Origin of the sequence: Paenibacillus kribbensis (genome assembly GCF_001705305.1) — a bacterium.
GTDB lineage: Bacteria > Bacillota > Bacilli > Paenibacillales > Paenibacillaceae > Paenibacillus > Paenibacillus kribbensis_B.
On the sequence record NZ_MCBP01000001.1, the window covers coordinates 197,086 to 212,985 of the forward strand.

The 15,900-nt window shown below is 46.8% G+C and carries 15 protein-coding genes, 1 pseudogene and 1 CRISPR repeat array; of the genes and pseudogenes, 1 reads left to right on the plus strand and 15 read right to left on the minus strand.

Translation table 11 applies throughout. The features are described 5' to 3' along the window. Window positions 1–34: 34 nt before the first annotated feature. The 4 genes from BAZ21_RS00870 to hrpB all read right to left on the minus strand — a co-directional run bounded on the left by BAZ21_RS00870 (window position 35) and on the right by hrpB (window position 5,167). Entirely contained in the window at window positions 35–412 is a 378-nt protein-coding gene (locus BAZ21_RS00870; protein WP_010346248.1) for a DivIVA domain-containing protein, read from the minus strand. A 157-nt stretch (window positions 413–569) separates the two neighbouring features. Further along, window positions 570–929 carry a helix-turn-helix transcriptional regulator gene (locus BAZ21_RS00875; RefSeq protein ID WP_068496222.1) on the minus strand — a complete coding sequence of 120 codons (360 nt, stop codon included), beginning with the start codon at window positions 927–929 and terminating at the stop codon, window positions 570–572. A 455-nt stretch (window positions 930–1,384) separates the two neighbouring features. Then, entirely contained in the window at window positions 1,385–2,557 is a 1,173-nt protein-coding gene (locus BAZ21_RS00880) for an acyltransferase (protein WP_068496224.1), read from the minus strand. Window positions 2,558–2,638: 81 nt separating this feature from the next. Further along, on the minus strand, window positions 2,639–5,167 hold the full coding sequence (gene hrpB / locus BAZ21_RS00885; RefSeq protein ID WP_141694929.1) for an ATP-dependent helicase HrpB: 2,529 nt from the start codon (window positions 5,165–5,167) through the stop codon (window positions 2,639–2,641). Between the two features lie 312 nt (window positions 5,168–5,479). Between hrpB and gluQRS the strand changes: the two genes are divergently transcribed. Next, window positions 5,480–6,475, plus strand: coding sequence for a tRNA glutamyl-Q(34) synthetase GluQRS (gluQRS, locus tag BAZ21_RS00890; protein WP_068496226.1), 996 nt, complete (start codon window positions 5,480–5,482; stop codon window positions 6,473–6,475). 66 nt (window positions 6,476–6,541) lie between these two features. Here gluQRS and BAZ21_RS00895 read toward each other — a convergent pair whose 3' ends face one another. The 11 genes and pseudogenes from BAZ21_RS00895 to cas5c form a co-directional block, all read right to left on the minus strand. Further along, window positions 6,542–6,916 carry a DnaJ family domain-containing protein gene (locus BAZ21_RS00895; RefSeq protein WP_068496227.1) on the minus strand — a complete coding sequence of 125 codons (375 nt, stop codon included), beginning with the start codon at window positions 6,914–6,916 and terminating at the stop codon, window positions 6,542–6,544. Window positions 6,917–7,040: 124 nt separating this feature from the next. Beyond that, window positions 7,041–7,235, minus strand: coding sequence for a Rha family transcriptional regulator (locus BAZ21_RS00900; RefSeq protein WP_068497045.1), 195 nt, complete (start codon window positions 7,233–7,235; stop codon window positions 7,041–7,043). Window positions 7,236–7,319: 84 nt separating this feature from the next. Continuing rightward, window positions 7,320–7,487 (minus strand): aspartyl-phosphate phosphatase Spo0E family protein, encoded by a 168-nt coding sequence (locus tag BAZ21_RS27555; RefSeq protein ID WP_084011481.1) that lies wholly within the window; start codon window positions 7,485–7,487, stop codon window positions 7,320–7,322. Between the two features lie 176 nt (window positions 7,488–7,663). Continuing rightward, window positions 7,664–7,807, minus strand: coding sequence for a hypothetical protein (locus tag BAZ21_RS28775; RefSeq protein ID WP_176718075.1), 144 nt, complete (start codon window positions 7,805–7,807; stop codon window positions 7,664–7,666). Window positions 7,808–7,892: 85 nt separating this feature from the next. Continuing rightward, window positions 7,893–9,284, minus strand: a pseudogene (locus tag BAZ21_RS00905) (helix-turn-helix domain-containing protein). Between the two features lie 264 nt (window positions 9,285–9,548). Beyond that, window positions 9,549–10,115: direct repeats of the CRISPR family, unit length 32 nt; unit sequence ATTTCAATCCACGCACTCGTATAGAGTGCGAC. Between the two features lie 182 nt (window positions 10,116–10,297). Continuing rightward, the gene (cas2, locus tag BAZ21_RS00910; protein WP_068497046.1) at window positions 10,298–10,588 is read right to left on the minus strand and encodes a CRISPR-associated endonuclease Cas2; all 291 of its coding nucleotides are present in this window, start codon (window positions 10,586–10,588) and stop codon (window positions 10,298–10,300) included. Window positions 10,589–10,596: 8 nt separating this feature from the next. Next, on the minus strand, window positions 10,597–11,628 hold the full coding sequence (gene cas1c / locus BAZ21_RS00915; RefSeq protein WP_068496229.1) for a type I-C CRISPR-associated endonuclease Cas1c: 1,032 nt from the start codon (window positions 11,626–11,628) through the stop codon (window positions 10,597–10,599). Further along, complete coding sequence (gene cas4, locus BAZ21_RS00920) at window positions 11,625–12,284, minus strand: CRISPR-associated protein Cas4 (protein WP_068496232.1); 660 nt, start codon at window positions 12,282–12,284, stop codon at window positions 11,625–11,627. The genes cas1c and cas4 overlap by 4 nt, the downstream gene beginning before the upstream one ends. Next, window positions 12,271–13,146, minus strand: coding sequence for a type I-C CRISPR-associated protein Cas7/Csd2 (gene cas7c, locus BAZ21_RS00925; RefSeq protein WP_068496234.1), 876 nt, complete (start codon window positions 13,144–13,146; stop codon window positions 12,271–12,273). Before cas7c ends, cas4 begins: the two co-directional genes overlap by 14 nt. A 43-nt stretch (window positions 13,147–13,189) precedes the next feature. Further along, window positions 13,190–15,151, minus strand: coding sequence for a type I-C CRISPR-associated protein Cas8c/Csd1 (cas8c, locus tag BAZ21_RS00930; RefSeq protein WP_068496236.1), 1,962 nt, complete (start codon window positions 15,149–15,151; stop codon window positions 13,190–13,192). Next, entirely contained in the window at window positions 15,148–15,867 is a 720-nt protein-coding gene (cas5c, locus tag BAZ21_RS00935; protein ID WP_068496238.1) for a type I-C CRISPR-associated protein Cas5c, read from the minus strand. Before cas5c ends, cas8c begins: the two co-directional genes overlap by 4 nt. Window positions 15,868–15,900 lie beyond the last annotated feature (33 nt).

Consider the following 15,900-nt stretch of genomic DNA (forward strand, 5'->3'; position numbering starts at 1 on the left):
ATTAATGAGGCATCGACACAGCGCTTACTGCACCTTACTCCGGAAAATAGTCATTTTCAGGACGCAATCGCACTTTCAACTGGCGCACGCTATATTCCAGCTGCTTGACGATGTCCTCCAGCTGACGACGATCAAGTCCGCTGAAATCGGCAGCAGGCTTGGGCGCATTTTTCAAATCACGTATCGTTGCCTGCTGCTCCTGCCACTTGTCCATCAAGTCGGCTATATTCGCATAAAAGCGTTCATAATCCTTGATTATTTCATCCAGAAAAGCATCTACCTCGTCCGGATCATAGCCGCGCATTTTATTTTTAAACTGTTTTTCATGAATGGAGAGCGCGTCCAGCTGAATGCCCAGTTGTTTAAATAACTGTTTTTGCTTATCCAGACGACGCTTCATATGTTCATCCATCGGTTGTTCCCTCCTTAACACACTATTCTTTTTATATCACATTCTAGGCCGGGAATAAAAGTCGCTGCTGATTGTCCAGCCCTGTGAGCGGGTATAAACAAAGCAGCTTGTCCTTGGGACAGGCTGCTCTTCTGATTTTTCTATGAATGCGGTTATTTCAATAGTTGTCTTGTTCCGCTTTATGCAGCATGCCTAAGCAACGGTCCAAATCGGTTTTAACCTGCTTTTTGTAAAGTCGGGCCTTTTCCTCCCCATCATCTGTAAAATGATAGAGTACAATTTCCTGAAAATCCACACGCGGATCTGTTCCTTTTAATCGTTTGGTACGGTAAAAAACGCCTTCCTGTACCAACTCATGCAGCGCTCGGTAGACCTCACTCTGAGGCGGAACATATCCGAAGCTGCTAAACTCATCCTTCATCGATTCAAGCATCTGATATCCATAACCGCGATGCCTCTCCACCATTGTGATCAGATAAATTTTGATAAAAGCCCGCTGGGATATCATAAACGCCATTGCACTGCCTCCTCGACACCTTATTCATACACCTTATATTCCATTATAAACCACTCTGTGTCCATACACTATTTCCTTTCATCAGATGAGAGTGTATGAAAACATTCTGCCCCTTTTGACGGTTCTTAAAGATGGTGAGAGAACTAAAATGAAGCACTCTTAGGCAGGTTGCGATAGGTAGGATGTAGCTGTGTTTCTATTTTTCTATTATGAATTTTTCATATAGTGAAATTATATTATAAAGTATAAAAAAATAGGTCCCAACCCTGATTTCGATCTTGGAATGACCCCTCCATTTTTCAAGAAGCAACAGCTTAAAATATCATTTTTTCATTGTTAAAAGAAACTCAAGACAGGAATTCTGCGTTTAATTCTTCGGTTTATACGAAAAATCTCGCTGCGGATTTAAGCAGCATCCACAACGAGATCATTTGATGCATGAGGAAACCGCAAGGTCAGACTTGCTTTTGCAAGACTGGCGGCCCTCCGGCCGGGCGGGGACGAACCCGAAGCCCCACAATCCATTTGCCTAAAGGCATACGGGCCAGCAGCCATGTTCCGGCAATGGACAAGGCCACACAGAGCACGAACGAGGCCAGCGTACGAAGTACGTGGCTCCAGTCTGCAAACAACGTTTCGTCAAAATAATAGGTCACACGCAGCATAAAGGCATGCATCAGATACGCTCCGTAGGACAACGTTCCGATGGCAGTCAGCATACTCGCCACACGTCCCCCCTTATGAGCAATCCACGTGGCTACCCGATAAGCCACAAAAACAGACGTAACACAATATATTGCCATGATCGGACGCAGCAGGGATAAGTAATTAAAGGAAAGAACCGTACCTCGCGGTGTCTGGAACAGACTGGTCATCTCATACAGCAAGTATCCTGTAAGCACGATAAACAGCGGCCAGTATATCACCTGCGCCTTGGTTACCCAGGCATTCCAGCGTTTGACGTTCATCCCGGCTGCGGCTCCTAGCACAAAATAAAAGAAAAAGTAGATCACATTCCGGTCAGCATATAGGGTAAACCAGGAGGTGATGACCGGGAGCTGGAGCTTGTCCATCGCGTGGTACACAGGTCCAACTGCGAACATAAGCAAAAAATATAACGCGCCAACTCCAGCCAATGCAGCGGGTTGCCATTTTGACGGCAGCAGCGCAGACAAACGGCGCACAGCATAGCGAAACACAGGAAATAGCACATAGCATTGGATAATCATAACGATGTACCACAGATGATAACTGCTTTTTCCGTTCAAAAGCTTCTGCAAAAAATCCAACGGGTGAATAGATCCTCCACTTTGGACAAGCTGATTTCCCAATTCGTATAAAAGAGACCATATGATATAAGGCACGATGATGTCCATGAATCTTTTACGCAAAAACGTTCCGTACTTTAAGGCTCCATCATAATTGTAAAACAACACCATCCCGGTGATAAATACAAACACGGGAACTGCGAATTTGGAACACAGCAGTAACAGTGTCAGCAACACCCCATCCTGGATGCGCGCCCCCTGCGCAACCGCATAGTGTGCAACGGAATGCTGAAGAACAACGGCAGCAAAAGCCAATCCTCTCAGCAAAGCGACTTCGGAAATTCTCTCTTTTTGACTCATGTCACTCTCCTGTTATGTCTAGCAAAGTATGAATCTATTATAACTGCAATTCCACAAAATAAATATAGAATGGATTGCTGTTCAATGCTTTGGCTTTGCTCTGTTGGTCGCCACGGCTTCCAACGGATCATCCGGCCAATAATGCTTGGGATATCTGCCTTTCAGGTCCTTTTTGACTTCAAAATAAGCCTCGCTCCAGAAGCTGGACAGGTCGGATGTCACTTGCACAGGCCGCTGGGCGGGTGACAGCAGATGCAGCACGAGCGGCACACGTCCGCGACCAATCCGCGGTGTTTCCCTCATGCCGAACAACTCTTGCAGCCGCACTGCCAGTGCAGGTGCCTCGGGATTCGAATAATCGACAGGAATACGGGAACCACTGGGTACACGTACATGCGTCGGTGCTTCCTGCTCAAGCTGCTGCCGCTGCTCCCAATCCAGCCTGCCGAGCAGCAATTCGCTACCGTCCAGTCGTTGCAGATCAGATACATTTTTGGCTCCAAGCGCAAAAGGCAGCAGCCACGTTTCCAGTGAATCCAGCAGCGCGGATTCCGAGCTGTCCGGCCAATCCTCAGGTGCCGAGAAGTGCATAAAAATCAAGCGTGCCTGCAGCTGAAGAGTTGACCGATTCCATGACAGCAGCTTCAGTCCACGTTCACGGACGCCTTGCATCAAGGCACCAGCGATTTCCTCTGCCGGAGGCCGCTCATAGGACGTTTCCTTTAAAACGAGCGCGCCCAGCTGTAAAACCTTGCGGGCTCTCACAGCTGAGGCTGCACTGTCCCAGTACACATGGGCTTGTTCCAGTAGCAACTCGCTGCAATGCTCGATTAGCTCTTGCAGCTCAACCGGTGCCGCCAGTTGAATGGCACCGTCTGCTCCCTCGTCGTCCACTTCGGCGGCGACGAGATAGGACGAGCGCGACATCCACTCCACTTGTCGGAGTCGCGCGCCCCGGCCGCCGCTAAGCAAAAAGCGGCCGTCACCCCGGCCCTGCGCGATCCGATCCGGATACGCAAAGGCCAGCAGCAGCCCGCAGGACGCAGAGCCATCAGGCTCGTCCTGCACTGCGGCTGCTTTCGGCAGCGTGGCTAGCAGCTGCCGGCTTTCCTGCACGATACGGCGAATCACCGTATCGTCCGCCGCCCGCAGCAGGCTGTGCGTGCTGCGGGCGTAAGCCGCCTCGCGCAGGGCGTCCAGCCGCGGGCGCAAATCCGTTCCGCCATGGGCGCGGAACGGGTCGCGCTCTTGCAGCAGCGCAGCCAGACGGCTGGCGGCTGGCGCTAGGCCAAGGGCGGCCGCGCGCAGCAGCATGTGCCCGAGGCGCGGATGCGCGCCCAGGGCGGACACCTCGCGCCCATGCGCGGTGATGCCACCTGCGCTGCCATCGGCTGCGGCGCTCAGGCAGCCGAGCTGACGCAGCAGGCTCGTGGCCTGGCGATACGCCGCCTCAGGCGGGGCATCCAGCCAGGCCAGCTCGGCGGGCTCGCGCACGCCCCAGGCGGCCAGCTCCAGCGCGAGCGGAGCCAGATCTGCCGCCGCGATTTCCGGGCGGCTGGCATCCGGGAGCGCAGCGTGTTCCTGCGCGCTCCACAGCCGGTAGCATACGCCCGGCTGAAGGCGGCCCGCCCGACCGCGGCGCTGGTCGGCGGAGGCTTTGGACACCTTGACGGTGGTCAAACGGCTCATACCGGTTCGCGCGGAAAACACTGATTCCCGCGACAATCCGCTATCAATCACCACCGTAATCCCCGCTATGGTCAGGCTGGACTCGGCAATCGAGGTAGCCAGCACGACCCTTCGTCTGCCCGGAGCCGAAGGGCGTATCGCCTCATCCTGCTGTTCCAGCTTCATACTACCGTACAGTGGGATTACCTTGACATGTACAGGGAGCTTCCTTGAAGTCAGCTCACGCTCCGTGCGATGAATCTCTCTCGCACCAGGCAGGAAGACCAACAGATCTCCTTCATGGGCATGAAGCGCTTTTTCCACGGTTTCTGCTGCAAAAGCTTCTAATGAGGCCGATGAAGGCTTGGACATATGAAAAGTCTCTACCGGAAATACGTTGCCCGGACATTCCAGCAATGGGGCGTCTCCCAATAGACGGCAGATCGGCTCGGCCTCCAGTGTGGCAGACATAATCAATATTTTTAAATCCGGCCGCAGCAATGCCTGGCTTTGCAGAGCAAGCGCCAGTCCTAAATCTGCATGCAGGCTGCGTTCATGAAACTCATCAAAAATGATCAGTCCAACCCCCTCCAGCGCCTGATCATGCTGCAACATTCGGGTCAGCACGCCCTCAGTAACCACTTCAATCCGCGTATTCGGTCCTGTTTTTGTATCCATGCGAACCCTGTAGCCGACTGTCTGTCCGGTGGATTCACCCAGCGCTTTCGCCATTTGCGCCGCTGCGGCACGTGCCGCCAAACGCCTCGGCTCCAGCATGATCATCTTTTGCCCCGCCAGCCACGGCTCATGCAGCAGTTCGAGCGGCGTAACCGTCGTCTTGCCCGCGCCCGGCTGTGCAATCAATACGGTAGCTGAATGGGATTGCAGCGCATTTTTAAGCTCGGGTATCACTTGCATGATAGGCAGTTGTTTATATGCCAAATGAAATTCTGTCAATTGAAATCTCTCCAATGATACGCATATGCGTAGAATCTAAGTTTTGCTTCTTTAAATCTATTGTTCTGTTATGAATTTTTCACTACCTGTAATTATTATGGTCTGACATGATTCTGAATCTATTATACAGATAATTAAAATTCCCGTCTGGCTATCCTATCGCAGGTATGCAAGTCGTATGCAAGCCCCCGATGTCAGCTTCGTGACCTGTCGGGATGCACTCGCGGCAGGATCGTTTTATAATAGTATTATATGGATTTGTTGAAGGACGGAATATAGAAACGAGGTAGCTTTCGTATGGAATTACAGGCCCAACCCATCAGAGGGAGATTTGCCCCAACACCATCGGGATGGATACACTTGGGAAACGCCCGCACCGCACTATTATCATGGCTGCATGTTCGTTCTCTGGGCGGAACCTATATTTTACGTATGGAGGACATAGACATGACTCGGGCTCGCAGCCCATTGGCCCAGGGGATTATGGAGGATTTGCGCTGGATCGGCCTGAAATGGGACGAAGGGCCGGACGTAGGCGGTCCCTATGGTCCCTACACCCAAAGCCAACGGCTGGAACGCTTCCAGGCTGCATTGGAGAAGCTACAGGGGCAGGATTTGCTGTACCCTTGTTTTTGTAGCCGGGCGGACATCGTCGCTGCCGCCAGTGCTCCGCATGGACTGTCTGGTGAGGGACCAGCCTATTCGGGGACGTGTCGCAGTCTTAGCCCTCAGGAAGCAGAGGCCAAATCACAATATAAGCTCCCTTCACTTCGCTTTAAAGTACCACAACATTCGGATGCGGTAATTGCATTTCATGATCAGGTAGCGGGCCATACGGCCTTCGGCGCCGGGGATGGAGGAGATTTTATCGTTAAACGGGCAGACGGCATGTTCTCCTATCAGCTGGCCGTCGTTGTCGACGATGCTAACATGCATATCACCGATGTGCTGCGCGGGTATGATCTGCTTGATTCCACCCCCCGTCAGCTATTGCTATATCAGGCTCTCGGCCTGGAACCGCCACGTTTCGCACACGTCCCTCTAGTTCTGGGTCCGGATGGTCGGCGGCTTGCCAAACGGCATGGAGCAGTAGCACTCCGGGCGATGCGTCGGCAAGGGATCACACCGGAAGCGGTTATTGGCTGGCTCGCCTATTTTTCCGGGCTGCTGGATTCTCCCGAGCCTGTGAAGGCTGTGGATTTGGTCCAGGGTTTTCATTTGGACAAGCTGCCCAAGGAGCCAGTTATCCTTACGAAGCAATTTCTCAGAAAGCTGTCTGCTTTGCAGCGTTAACGCTGTTATCGACGATAGTGCTCAAGCATACGGGCAAGGGCATTCCGCCCTTTGCTCCTGTCGCTTCTACTCCTCCAACCGCTTGCGCACAGCCGACTCATATTCATAAAATACAGACGAAGTATTCAGTCCTCTTTCCTCCAGCAGCATGCGGAGACGCAGTGATTTTTCAGTCAGTCTGCGACTGATCCGCTCCTGCTCTCCTGCCTCCCGACAAGCGTGAAGCAAATCACGCAACTGGACACATTCCTGCTGCAGCTGAAGCTCCTCCGGTAAAATACCGGCATTTTTCAGCAGCTTGTACGACATGCGCAGCTCCTCTGGAACATGTGATAAATCTTCGATGACCAGTGGCTTGCCTACTCCCGGTAGATGATCGAACTCACCTCTCGCCATTGCCTCCGCAATCTTCTGCTCAGCCATTCTGGAGAACATTCCCATAGATCCTATCCACTCCTTGTCTAAGCATCCTATGTACAATCTATATTAAATAAATGAGGGTTCCTTTACCACTGTAGCCTGCATATTTATAGGATATCCTGCGTCCATGGAGGAGAAAGAGTGATTATTCTTCAATGCCGAGCAATTCGGATACTTGTTTTCTATATTTTTGAGCCTTACGTGTTCCGTGAATGAGATTGGACAAGCGGCTAGGAGGAATGTGGTATGTATCGCAAAATGTTCTCTGATCTAATTGTTTCTCGACCAGTTTTTGTTTGATCTTCCACCCGAAAGGGGTTACAGGATTTCGTTTATTCAACATCGATACCTCCATGTGAAGTTTTGAATAGGATGGGGTTTAACGTTCAGCCTTTAGTAGCAGCACACGTCATACGCTCATTAGCTAGAATTTTGATCTGCATATTTGATATTGATTCAATAAATCATCCAATTTTCGGGATTCTTCAAGCACTTTGGGATGTGTTAAAAATCCGTATTTCTTCTGGACTTGATACAGTCTTTTTCTGGCCCGTTCGACACGAAGTAAAGTCACACCATGATTCATCAACATGATTCCTCCTTCTATGTCATATCCTAATGCAAAACGGCAAGTTTTGGATTTTCGAAAAATTTGCTCGACAAAAAAAGTGCTTCTGGAACATTCCAGAGACACTTTTTGGCGGTTTATGTTTAGTTAAAATGCTACAGTCTCCTGCAAGCTGAACTTAAAAGTTACTTTTTGTGCCACTACGCAGTCGGATGGTGCTTCCCATCGCCACCGCCCCCGGATTTTCTTGAATGAAGCCTATGATTAAAGGTAGAAATCCGGGGACAAAAGCGACCGCTTCGCTTGTACAGCACCATTCCGCCTACTTCGTTTTCGATATACATTTTATAATTCAGCTTATAAATCGGAATTTTCAATGTTATTTACATACATCGCTTGGATCTAAAATTAGGGAACTATTAATTACCACTAATAGTAAAACAATCTTTCTTTTCGCCCTTTGTTAACTAAACTTTCATATTTTGCATAAAGTCTAGTGTCTGCAAAGGATTTGAACTGCTCAAATAATCTTATGCAGCTAATGAAAAAGGCTTCTTTATTAATAGCTAATGATTTAGATAAAACGTCTAGCAAGAATTTGAAGCCGAATAAGTAATCCCCTCTATTTAAGTAGTATTTTGCCAGTTCATATTTAAAACGTATTGATTGTTCTGGGACCACTTGATGAGTGTACATATCAGCAGATGATTGCTGTTGAGTGGTATAATCAATCTCCGTTTTAAATCTCTGAAGTATATCATCTATATCTATGTTATATTGGTTTGCTGCCATTACAATATTCATCAGACTGGCAATCATTTCTCTTTCGTTGTTATCTGATGATGAAACAATATAGTTAACATAATTCTGTAGGGTACTTAAATCGCCTGACAGAAGCTTATATACATAGGTATTACCTTCTGCTCAATCTTGGAACAATTTGATCCAATGCTGCGTATCCGCATCCGTCTCTGTAACCCAGCTTAAATCAGCATAGGCATATGTATATTGTAATGCCTGCTCATAATCGCCTTGGGCTTCACAGACACTTGCGCACAGTAAGTCTGCATAGGTGATATACACAAACATAGGACGACTTAGCTTCTTTTCATACTCGTTATGCTTCCTCTGTTGATGTTTCATTGAATATTGAATTTCCGCTTTATCTCTCATTTTACGAGCTGTTGCATCAAGCCTATCCCATTCACGCAAAGAACGATACACATTCGCCAAATCTTTTAACGCATCAAGCTGATCTATTTCATCCAAACGTTCCACGAAAGGTTCAAACAATGTAGCTGCCTTGAGATTAAGACTTTGATCATCTCCGATTTGAATGGTAAACAGACGATACTGACAAACTGCCAAGCACTCGGAGTGCTGATACTTTTCCCCTTCTGCCACACTCTCATAAAGCAGCAATGCCGCAGCGTGTCGCCCCTGTGCAAATAATGTTTCCGCAATATCAAATAGTCTAGGAGAGTACAATAACTTGTCCATGATTGCTCCAACGATTCGTCGGATCGCATCCAGCTTGTCCAACTCCGCACAACGATATATCAGCGGCTCAATTCGACGCATATTAGGGGAACGTTCGATGATGTAGTTTTCTATGTATAAGTCGTATAAGTGGCCTTCCGGTAAACCCATAGCCACAGTGATTCTGTCAAGCTGCTCCACGGAAACAGGACGATGCTGAGTAATCCAATTACTAAGCGTTCTTTGATGAACACCTGAATATTCCGCAAATTGAGCCAATGTCATGTCATTTTGTTTTAGATAATCCTCAAACTCTGCCGTAATCGTAGGTGTATGCTTCAAGTCATAACCACCTTTCACATAAAAATTCCATAATTTTAAAATCCACACTTTATTTTTCACCAAAATTAACCATCTGTCAATATATTATGTCTACATTATTTGAAACAAAAATTTTGCATAACTTACTTTATAAGAGGACATATGGTGAACCGAGTATCAAAAGGAAACCGGATTGCCCCTAGCAAAAAGTTTTACACGATTGCACTCCATGTCCTCATATGGAGTGCAAGGGTAATAACTAAGTCGATAGTCTTCAAGCACCCAACTTTAATTCATGCACTCGTATAGAGTGCGACTGGGTAGCTATTAGAGCTGCTAAACAGATGGCTTCAATTTCAATCCACGCACTCGTATAGAGTGCGACATGATGCCAACGAACGCATAATGCAGGATATCGTTATTTCAATCCACGCACTCGTATAGAGTGCGACCTTTGCCCAAATCACCATAGCGAGTAGGGGTATTATTTCAATCCACGCACTCGTATAGAGTGCGACTTACGTCCAGTCAGGATTGGTACACTTGTATGTACATTTCAATCCACGCACTCGTATAGAGTGCGACTCCGGTTGCACGGGCTTGTCTTGGTCGAACAAAATTTCAATCCACGCACTCGTATAGAGTGCGACGTGTATAGCTTGTTGGATGCATATCCAGCATTGTATTTCAATCCACGCACTCGTATAGAGTGCGACTCTGCCGCCTCGGCGCGAGTGATTTTCTGTTTTGGACGATTTCAATCCACGCACTCGTATAGAGTGCGACCCGAAAGGACATACCAACGCCATTCGCCACAGCTATTTCAATCCACGCACTCGTATAGAGTGCGACAGCGAAAATGCAGTGATTCATACTCTAATGAGATCAATTCCACATATTTCCGCAAAAAAACGATGCCGAAAAGGCTTGAATCAAGCATTGACATTTATCGAAAACAACCAACTCACATCTTTTTCGACAAATTTCGAGGTGCGAAGGACCCGGGGTTTTTATGCGAGCTTCACATTCGCACCTTACAAAATGAGCGGGCTTTCCATATCGTAAGCCTCTTTGACCCCTACGTGCTCTACTTTCTTTTTGTAGTTATCTCCTAAGTTGTAGAATCGCAGGCTGTCTTCTTTTTTATCGATCAATTCTTCTAATTCATATTTTAAACGGCGGAACTGGGTCGAATCCAAAATACATTCAAATACGGAGTTTTGCACCCTTTGTCCGTGATCTACGCACTTTTTCGCAACCTTTGCGAGTCTTTTTCTGCCTTCTCTATCCACCGTACTTACATCATACGTAATTAGGATTAACAACTTCACACCTACTTCCACAAAAATGGAGGATACTCGTCCAAGTCTCCCCGAATATGCCTGGCCAAAAGCAATGCCTGTGAATAAGGCACTAGCCCCCAAGACATTTTCTCATTCAGATAAGGATGAATGATCTTGTCCTGCTTCCGTTCCTGCCAGGCCTTCAATACGATTTTCCTCGTATCATCGTCCATCATGACAGCCCCGTTTTCTTTTTTGTAAAACCCTTTGCCATGAATCAATTTTTTGTTAATCAAGGACAGTACAAAACGGTCGGCATATACTCCTCGAAGCTCTTCCATCACATCCAGTGCCAAAGAGGCTCTTCCCGGACGATCTCGATGCAGGAACCCTACATACGCATCCAGACCGACAGCTTCCAAAGCCGATTTCATATCGTTAGACAGCAATGTATAGGCAAAGGATAACAACGCATTTACATTATCTAACGGCGGGCGCTTATGGCGTCCATGGAAATAAAAATCATCTTTTTGCTGTAAGATCAGCTCATCAAAAACGGAATTATACTGAACTGCCGCCGTACCCTCCAAGCCCCGTAAAATGTCAAGCTCCTCCACTTCACGGACCTGCTTCATGATCTCTGTTAAAGAAGCGCTCACCTTCTTCATACGATCCGTGTCAATCCGAAGCTGGTGGTCCCTCGTCGCCCGTTCCAAAATCCATTTATGGTTATAGATCTTGCCTATAATCATATTTCTGGCTACAAAAGCACTCCTTCTATCATCATCGGAAATCCGGTACTGTTCTTTTCTCAGCACTACATTTCCCCGACTTTCTCCCGTCACTCGTGCCAGGAAACGTCCGCTTCGCGTCATAAAGGTTAGGTCTATGTTGCGTGTTGCACAAGCTCCCATGAGGCCCGGACTGACTCCTGCGTAGCCAAATGTGCAAACAGCCTCCAAATTGTGCAAAGGATACCGTGCAAGAATGGACTCTTCTTGTTTGATCACGATATTTTCTCCATCCAGTGACAAGTACGTATTCGGCAACGTCACAAACAATGTGTTCAGTAATTTTTTCATTCAGCCAGCCTGCTTTCATTAAAGCTTGAAACTGATTTTTTATTTAGTATTTCGGGCACACATATATTATGTAGTGAGCAGCTTTGGCAATGCGGTCCCGCTTTGGCTTTGGGTGTATGGTTGCGCTCAAAATAATGTCGCATCTCCTGCAAGCTTGTACGTACACGTTCTCGGTCAGACGCCGTGATGATGACCTCTACACGATGTTTGATCTCATCGTAATAAAAGTAGCCCTTTGAAATCTCACATACGAGCATTTCTTCAAGACACATTACTTGTGCGACCAACTGAGCATGGTCCGAATCATTTCGTTTCGGTTTGCCCCGCTTGTATTCAACAGGAAAAGGAAGGTACATGCCTTCCTCCCCTGCAAGCCGAACGCCGAGAGGATCACGCACAAACTCCACCACGTCACAGATACCAGTGATCCCAAGCTCTCTGGAATGTACAGGTAATGCGCGTACAACGAGCTTATCCCCTCTTTTTTCACGAATCATCGGCTGATCGGCTTTTCTGTGCAAATGATTGCCCTCAATCGTCCGTACGTTTTCTTCCCATTGTTGCTCGATGTGAATAAGCGCCCACTGTCTTCTACAGAAATTAAAATGCTGTATACCGGATAATAGCAAATAATCTTCTTCGTTATAGCCCTGCATACTCTTGAACCTCTAAGCCTTCGAGTGGTGTCAATATACATTCATAATGTGTATCAAAAGATTTGTCGACTGTATTTACATTTTCTTTCGGTTTCACTTCCAAAGATCGGTGTACTTTAGCAGATGAGTATTTTCCAAGCTTGGAATTATGCTCCCACCAATAGACTTTATGAACCTCCATACTACCGTCAGGACGGGCCGATGATACATCATTTTCAAACAAGGAAATCAGCGCTTCCCTGATCTTTGCCGCATCTTCGTTTGTAAATCCTGTTTTTTCAGCTAGCTGTGTATTGATGCTTCCCTTAAAAACGTACACGCCAAAATCCACCCGGTGCTTCATCCCCATTGTATCGGAACCTTTTTCGCTTCCTGGTTCGGAGTTTACACTTTTGGTAATTTGCATGCTGGTAATATCAATAGGAAGAACACTGATTGCCGTATGTATAGATACAGGACCTCTTACCCCTACAGATACTCCTGCCCCTTTACCCACCGCTTTGAATGCAAAAACTTGACCAAAGCTACGAACATCCATCCACTCCTGGCAGGCCATTCTGGCAAACTCCTCGCTTGAGCCTTCCTTGCTCTTAAAAATTTTTCCCAGCTCAGGGTTGGCTTCGGCACGTTCTCTTAAACTATGAAAAGAATCCAGTTTGCGATCATTCGATTGAACAAAGATAGACTCACCCATATCTTGCAGACGATTTCTTATTTTCCGTTTCAGCGCCACATCTGAAATTTCCCCATACCCATCGTAATTTTGCCGTGGGCGATTGCCATTCAGGGGATCGCCATTGGGATTTGCTTTCGCGACAGACAATACAACAGCAAAATCAATTTTATGATCCAAAATAGACATATGATGATTCTCCTTTTCATGTAACCCTGTATTTTAAAATATTTTATGCTGAGGTGTTGTCGTCTTGGCTGTCATTCGTTTCTGCGGCACTTGCCCCATGTTTCTTTTTATCCGTGTTGTGATAGAGCTTATAGCGCTGGCTGTAGAATCCAAGCAAATATTTCCCGGTGAGCGGCTCGTTATTAAATTGATCAAACGGGATTTTTGAAGCAACCTCATCAATCATGATGGAATAATAGTTTAGGCTTTGACCATATTTGGCTTGATGCGGCTGCAAAGCATTTTGAATCGTTCTCCAGGTTCTTTCCGGATGCTGTGAGAATACACTCATATAGCGTATGGCATTAGTGGAACGCTTTTTTTCCTTATCCTGTCCACTTCGTTCCAGTGCATTTCGTTCCAGTACATCAGCAATGGCCAACAGTCTGCCGAATAAATAGCTGCGATCCGTATTTTCTTCATCTAATCCCACGTTGTATCCCTCCCGTGTGTTAATCAATGCACATGTTATACTCAGTGTCTTCTCCCATTCCCATTTGTCCATAGCTACCGGGTTAGAGGCACGGTGAGTAGCACTTCTCACAATATCCTGCGGAATTGTTCGATTATCCACGATGCATGGAAGCATTCGTTCCATCAGGCCTTTAACGAGTTTGTCATTCGCCTTAGGGCCGTATGCCGCGAAAGCAATGTCTTTGGTCGCCGGAGCCCCCCAAAATTGTAATAGCTCACCTTGCTCGTCCTTTTGATAACGATGTAACCAGGCACATTTTGTATGCCAATCAATAAGCCTGTCAAAATACAATTTTTTATCCAAATTCCGATAATAGAGAACAGCCATGCGCCCTGTTGTTGCTGAGTCGAGCACCAGAATATTGACGTTTGCTTTGGAATCTGCTTTGACGGTCAGTTTATTACGGTAACCCGTTAGTGCTTTGGCCAGATCAAAAGCAAGCTCTTCGTTCGTATGACTTTTGATTGCTGTCGGCCGGGATGATTCAATGCCAAAACCCATTGCAAAGATGTTGTCATTGTCGGTAAGCCTCGGCACATTCGTGGCGTCATTACCCCAGACGAGAAAAACACGGTTGTCCATGATTTTCCCTTGACGATGAATCAGCCATTTTAATGCATTATGGGCTTTTTGAGATACTTCATAGCTGATGCTTGCTGCTTCATGACTATGAGCAAACCGTCCTCTGAATGTGAATCCGCTCGTATCATTAGCAGAAATCAGCTTTGCTTTATCCCCGGAATTTCTGATTTTGTTTGCATGCTTGTCTGTGCTCGGGAGCTGCTTTCCGGTGACATAACAAATGTCTTCTTCGCCCAGCAACTGACTGTAGTAACCAATAAATGAATCATATAGTTCTGTATCCTGCCAGACTTTAGTTAATGCTTTATCTGGTGAATATACGTTAAAACGAATAAATGCGCTCTCCAGTTCACCGGGAACTGCCGTAAATATACGTGGTTTTTCCCCAGGTGAACGCTCATACTTCTTGTCCCATTTACTTATTAATTTTTGATCCTCATCAAGGTGTAAAATAGACTCGTCTACCAAATCTTTAATCAGTCGGCGCTTGCTCAAGTAAAGATAGATGCTTTTCAGCTTGGGAGTGGCATATTTTGAATTAGCCCACCCTTCTAACTGCTGAATGTAAGCAGCAAAGGGCTCTTCTTTTTTGATCTTTCCGCCATATGCGACAAAATCTCCGGCGACATAGCTTAATTTATCATGCAGCGGATAAGGCGCTACGACAGAGCCAGCCCGGCTGGCCGATTTCTCTGTGCAAGGAATTAATGTGCTAAAATCGTCCTTGTCCAGCACTTTGGCTGAATGAAAATCACCTTGTTCCGTAATTTCCACTTCAATTTGTGCATTTTGAGTTGTATGAGAGATGGGAAGCAGCGTGTATTCGCGACCATCATGCTTTTTTTCGGGCACACCCACACGGTCAAGGTTGGATTCATAGGTTTCATATAAATTTAACAGCCAACTCATTTCATGCCCCACCCCTCCCACTCTGCAAGCAGCTCATCAGCGGACTGAACGTTATTTTCATCAAACCGTTTGGGCTGCATATCCGCTATAATGCGAACTTGTGGGCATTTCTCCGGTGGAATAAATTCAATAACTCCATCCTTCATCACCGGATTCCACAAGCGTACCTCCAACTGATTCCTGCCTGTCTCATCCGGGTAGTTAATCCCGTGTACCATATTTCCCAGATGAATGTCGCCATAGCTATCATAGAAACCGGGTGCTTCACCAAAAACACAGGGCTCCACATAAGCTTGGCATTCTCGTGTACCCAGGAAAATATCTCTGCGTCCACCCGCTAGCAACGAGCGTTTGAGGATATTATGATGCTTGTTTTCATTACGGTCATATTCCATCTCGGGACGATGCAGATTAAAAATAAAATGGGCTTGAACCTCATAGCAAGGGTCTTTGAGATAAGTATAATTAGCAAGCGTATTGCCGCCGCCATATTCAATGGGCCGAATTCCCTTGGATTCCATTCGGATAGCGTTTAGAATACGAACTTTGTCTATAACCATCGTAATCGTAGGCTTCCAATAAATACTTTCTACGATCCCTTTTAATGCCTGATAGGTTGGGACACTGTATGTTAGTTTCTCACCCCCCAGTTTGGTTAGCGGGTCTGTGAACAGTGCATATTCTCCATACACTCTAAATTCAATTGAGTTTCTCAACTGGCATCTTCCTCCTTTCTAGGTCTTTTTATC